We start from the raw sequence: 5,667 nt of genomic DNA, 5'->3' as shown, positions 1-5,667 counted from the left end.
ATGGGCTTCCTGCCTGTTTGATCGTGAAATCGAATCTGATGTTCTCCGGATGGGTGAAGGTATTCCATGACAGGTTACTGAAAGCGGGTCTGGCTTGATCGGATCACTTGTTGAGCACTTGTGCTGAACTTGACTGATGTCAGTTTTCGGCAGCGATAGTCCCCACACTAGTGGTGTGTGAGAAGACGGTGGTGGTAAGGTAGATCATTTTTTGGTGAGCCCGGTTGATCGACATTAAATGAGCGAAAACAAACCTGGAAGGTTATGATCCGGAGGGAATTCTATTCCTTGCATCTCTCTCAAAATCTTCCTTATCGGGGAAAGTTATCTCTCAACTGATTGGCAGCAATGGTGTATCTATCTCTTTTGAATTTGGCTCTTCTTGACGATTGTACCTATTGCATTATCTCTTTTTTCTCTTTCGTTACAGTCCTTATTGGGGTGGGGGTGTAGGTCATCTATTCTCTCTGTTGGTTAATTGAAGGGGTGTGTATGTGGTGATTCAGTTCAAAGTGTCTTCTCTAAGGGATTATTATAAAAATTAAAATGATCTGGCTGTTCTCGGCACTATTGTGGCCTTTCTTTTACATCTCCTGCTTCTTTGGTTTCGCTGCTTGATCTGGCATAATGCTTATCCATGTACAGTACCTGAGTTCTCCTTCGCCTCTCTCTTCATCTCTTTATCGATCCAGTTTGGTTGCTGCCGTGTCTGATTGAGGTCGATTCTCTCTCATCTTCTGTTGAATGTTATCTGATCTCTGCCTTGATCTCTCTGATTTATAAAATGCCATGTGGGCTGGCTATCAACAGTTTGTTGGTGATCTGGCAAAAAACTGGTGTGTATCTTCACGATACAGCGCACTCGCAGGAAGCTCCACCCGTAAGGGTGGGGTGGTTCACTCGTTCTATCTGAAAAAATCCCTCTCATAAACCATATGATGCTATATAATGTCTGTGAGAAAATATACCTATTATCATCTCATTTTGACTCTTCAGGAGATCAATTCCGATTCTTCACAATCTGGCGTTTTCCCAACCATATATTCTGCGCAATATTCAAATGCATGAAGATACTACTCTACTCTGATGGCTCCCCACAAACGGTTCTTCTCACTCTGGATTCTCAGGTACATGAACCACCTGACGATGCGTAACTACTCGGAGAAGACGATCGATACATATCGACGGGTGCTTGAGGACTTCTCTGTCTATTGTGCCGGACTACAGGGGAGTGATGATCCGGTGGTTGATACGGATGGATATGAGATCACTGATTTTCTGGCACAGGCTTCTGCTAAACGTGGGATATCAGCAACTACAATGAACCGGTACCTCTCCACACTCAGCTCATTCTTTACATTTCTGGTCGGCCAGCATATTATCGAGACGAATCCGGTTCTGGGTGTTGATCGGCCAAAGATCAAGGATCGTGAACTCCTCTATCTGAAACATGCCGATGTCATCTCACTCTTAAACCGGATCGAGGATCCACGTGACCTTCTCCTCGTCCGGACAATCTATGCAACCGGTGTCCGGGTCTCCGAGCTCTGCGGGATTCTTATCGAGCATATCGATTTTTCTGAAGAGACGATCCGAATCAGAGGTAAGGGAGGAAAGATACGAACCGTCTTCATCGATCCAGAGACATTAGATTCGATTCGCTCATACACCGGAGGCAGAACCGAAGGTCCGGTCTTTACCGGCCATCACGGTGCTCCCCTCTCTCCGCGGACTGTCCAGCATATCTTTCAGAAGTATGCCCCTTCCGGAATAACTCCGCACAAGATCCGGCATAGCTATGCAAGTGAGCTCTACAGGCGTTCAAGAAATCTCAGGGTGGTTCAGGAGAATCTTGGTCACTCGTCGATTAAGACGACTGAAGTATACCTGCATACGGATATTGAGGAGAGGCGGCAGGTCTATCAGGAGCATTTCCCTTTATCGGGGAGGTAGAAAAAGAGGATTGTGGATCTTCTTTTCGACTCACTTTCATCAGGATTTAACTTTTTATAGATTCTTTATCTCTTTTCATTCGAGAGGAGTTCTCCGTTCTTTGCAATATTTTCGTGTGGCAGCTCCTGATACAGGACAATAATTGCAGCAGGGTCAACACCGAATGTGTTGGCGACGGTCTTTGTGATATCCCTGGCAACAGTCCGCTTCTGTTCAGTTGATCGACCTTCTGCCATCTGTATGGTTATAATGGGCATGTATATGAAAAAGGCAGGTAGTGATAAATGCGTTTTTATTTGTAATGATCCCTTCTGATAAACTCATAAGAAAAGGGGGTAATAGATCTCCCTCACCATTTTTTGCTCTGCTTTCCCTCTTTAACCCAGGTAATTGTGGCAGACTGGATATAGATGCCAATTAATGCACAGGTTAGTCCAACCACCGTATAGATGATGATTGCGCGAACGCCTCCATCTGGTGAGATTGGAAAGTCCGGAACATTACTGATGGAGAGGAGATAACTGCTTGCACCATAGATTATCGTTCCGATAGCTCCGATGAAGAAAGGGATGATCACGACTCTTCCAAGAGTGTGTGGATCGTTTAATATACAGTCGATGATCTTTCCGGCCATGGCAACAAGCCCTCCTCCAACAAACCACCAGACTGATCCGAAGATGAAAGCAGCAATAAAGAGTAATACTCCTGCCTCTTCAGAGAGGGGGTAATAGACAAGGAGGCTTGTCAAACCCATAATAATCCCGACGATCCAGATCAAAACCGTTGAAATATATGCAACGAAACTGAAACTCCCTTTCTGAAATGAGTTTTGCAGACTTAATATGATGTACCCAAAGAACTCATCCACTCCAAACCCTTTGAAGAGAAGGTAGGTTCCAACGGCTCCTACAACGATGAAAGTCGCCATGTCCGGCCTTCCAATGAGGTATGCAGCAGAATAGAGCAGCATGGCAAGACCTACCGGAATCAGCACCACTCGTGCGATCTTCGGATCATCAAGAAACTTCTTCAGGATATAGTATGTCCCCTCAAGATTGGGCATCTGGGTGACAATTACGCGCCGGATGCTCTCAACGGGAATTCTTGACTGGACAATCGGGAGAATAAAGTCGTCTTCAGCTCCATCTGAGACTAAAATGCATGAATTAGCTTCGGTCTGGGTAATGATCTGAGTGAGGGAGTCTGCAATTCTCCGGTCACCCTCGAGCATATTCATATGGTTTCCGCCAATGACTGCGATAATGACGTCCTCTCCCCGGGCAATGAGTTCGTCGTAGGTTTTTAAAGCCTGAAAGATAGCATTAACGTCTGAATCTTCAGGATCGGCAAGTCCCAGTCTCGTTGCTGCATTAAGGCATGCTTCTCTTCCGATGACGGGGCTTTCTATCCCTGCCTTATAACCGATATCATCGTCACGGTCGACGCTCAGTACAAGCGTCCTCCTCTTCTCCATTACAGATTAGATGAACGTATTAGGATAATAATGTTATTTCGACAGATAACTGCAAAATCCATTATCTCCATCGTGATACTACAGAAAAGACGGAGTGATGTAAGACGAAAGTGAATGATGCAATGTAGCAGAAAAAAATTAGATGAGTTTTGATCTCTGAAGGAGGAGCAGATCGTCTGTGGTGAGTTTTTCACCGCTCTTGAATGAGTTGAAGATCTTCTCTGCTTCCATTCTGACAGTCTTATTCTCTTTGACGGTTTTTACCTTCTTGGTCTTTGTCCGCATGCCGCTGATAACTTTATCATAGTCACGCAGCTCTTTCTGACATTCGATGAAGGACTTGTGTTCAGCATCTGCTGCTTCCTGGGCTTCGACGAATGCACGGTGTTTTGCGTCCGCTTCTTCCCGTGATTTGTCTGCTTTCCGGTAACAGTCTACCATCAGGTCATGGTGCGTCTGTGCAAGTTCTGCACTCTCGGTCACCTTGATATGAAGGTCAGATGCCTCTTTCCTGAGATCGCGTGCCTCCTGAAGTTTGGTCCGGATCTCTTTATTCTGCTCAAGTTCTGCTTCCTGTTCGCGAACCTGGCCTTTCATCTGTTTGATCTTCTCAACGAGTTCCCGTTCCTTGTCGGCACTCATTGCTTCGGTCTGCTGTTTAAACTCGAGAAATTCAATCTGACGCTGGATATCTTTGACCTGGCCCTTTTTGATAGTGCCATGCTCTTTTTTGTACTCTTCCAGCTCTTCAAAAAGTACATTCGCCTTCTCATTCAGGACATTTCGCTGATCTTTCAGATCGGATACATCCTTGTTGCTGCCGTCACGAAGCTCCTTATGTTTCTGTGCTTCTTCGACATATTGGCGGGTCTGATTGTTCAACTCATTTCGCTCGCGGGCACACTTGCTCGCAAGGGCATTGAGTTCATTTCTTCGGTTCTTGTGCTGTTCAGATTCAGCGAGAATAGTCTTCCTCTTATCAACGAGATCATTCAACATGCTCAACAATCCTCAAATGTCGATACGTTTACCTCTGGGTTGGCAGGAGAGTTCATTAACACAAAATTCATACAGATCTTCCTTTGAAAAAGGTCTCATCTGAGAAAAAACAGACAACAACTCGCCTGAGTGCCGTTGTGTGTGGATCATCCTGTTCAACCTCCGATACGAAAAGCCAGTTTCGCAGACTTCTGGTGGCGGAATATGGTGCCTTAGCCAGAGGTAGTGATACGACTTTCTATAAGTAAAGGTTGAGGTCGTTATTAAATGTATCGTGCACCCAAAATGCAGGGCAGTTCATCACTATTAATCGTTTATCATAAAGAAAAAGGTGTTTTATGTTACATCACCCAATCAAGAAGACTTCCTGACCGGGAGTCCGCAACTCCTCGTCGAAGGCCCTGTGATGGTGCCATTTCCCGGCTTTTGTTGCCGGTTGACTGTACTCCGAGGCTTGGGCGTCCTCCGAGTATCTGTGGGCTCTGAACACCCGTCATGATTGCCATCACACGTACTTTGCCTTCATAATCATTCCTGACGCGCGCACCCCAGATCACATCTGCATGTGGATCCAGTTCGTATGTGAGCTGGCTCGCAATCTCTTCAGCGTCATGCAGAGTGAGATCATTACCGCCGGTGATGTGAATCAGGCATCCGGTAGCTCCGCGATAGTCGATATCAAGGAGTGGGTGGTCGAGACATTCCCGGACGACACTCTCTGCTTTGTTCTGCTGTTTGCTCTCACCCACAAGCATCACGGCAAGGCCTCCTTTGCTCATCGTTGCCCGGACATCTGCATAATCGATGTTAATGAGTGAGGGTTCGGTGATAGTTTCACTGATACCTTTTACTGTTTCAGAGATGAGCTGATCCATCACTGAGAATGCCTGACCGAGCGGGAGGTTCGGAACAAAGTTTTTGAGTCGGTTGTTGTCAAGGACGATCACCGAATCTGCAGCGTTTCGAATCGCTTCAAGCCCTTCTTCTGCCTTGAGCATGCGCGCCTTCTCGACCTGGAACGGGTAGCTCACCATGGCCACGACGATTGCACCCTGCTCTTTTGCAATCTGTGCAACGACCGGAGCTGACCCTGTTCCGGTTCCCCCACCCATTCCTGCTGTGACAAAGACAAGATCTGCAGATTCAAGGAGGCTCTCGAGTGTCGGCCTCGCCATCTCGGCTGCGCGCCTTCCAACGTCAGGAAAACCTCCTGCTCCAAGGCCTTTTGTCAAAGATTTACC

5 protein-coding genes are annotated in these 5,667 nt (G+C 46.5%); 1 reads left to right on the top strand and 4 read right to left on the bottom strand.

Features of this window, described 5'->3' with window-relative positions; genetic code table 11:
* Positions 1-1,086 precede the first annotated feature (1,086 nt).
* Entirely contained in the window at positions 1,087-1,953 is an 867-nt protein-coding gene (gene xerA / locus Q7V06_RS08780; RefSeq protein WP_304840666.1) for a site-specific tyrosine recombinase/integron integrase, read from the top strand.
* Between the two features lie 65 nt (positions 1,954-2,018).
* On the opposite strand, the gene Q7V06_RS08775 is transcribed toward xerA, so the two are convergent.
* The 4 genes from Q7V06_RS08775 to ftsZ all read right to left on the bottom strand — a co-directional run.
* The gene (locus tag Q7V06_RS08775) at positions 2,019-2,210 is read right to left on the bottom strand and encodes a tautomerase family protein (RefSeq protein WP_304840664.1); all 192 of its coding nucleotides are present in this window, start codon (positions 2,208-2,210) and stop codon (positions 2,019-2,021) included.
* Between the two features lie 92 nt (positions 2,211-2,302).
* Positions 2,303-3,427, bottom strand: a complete 1,125-nt coding sequence (locus tag Q7V06_RS08770) for a DUF373 family protein (protein ID WP_304840662.1) — start codon at positions 3,425-3,427, stop codon at positions 2,303-2,305.
* Positions 3,428-3,565: 138 nt separating this feature from the next.
* Positions 3,566-4,426: a coiled-coil protein gene (locus Q7V06_RS08765; protein ID WP_304840660.1), complete on the bottom strand. Its 861-nt coding sequence runs from the start codon at positions 4,424-4,426 to the stop codon at positions 3,566-3,568.
* A gap of 341 nt (positions 4,427-4,767) precedes the next feature.
* The coding region (ftsZ, locus tag Q7V06_RS08760; RefSeq protein WP_304840658.1) for a cell division protein FtsZ at positions 4,768-5,667 on the bottom strand (900 nt) is incomplete at its 5' end.

Origin of the sequence: Methanocalculus sp. (assembly GCF_030651615.1) — an archaeon.
Classification (GTDB): Archaea; Halobacteriota; Methanomicrobia; order Methanomicrobiales; family Methanocorpusculaceae; genus Methanocalculus.
The sequence above is the reverse complement of the archived record's forward strand: the minus strand, read 5'-3'. Positions and strand labels throughout refer to the sequence as shown.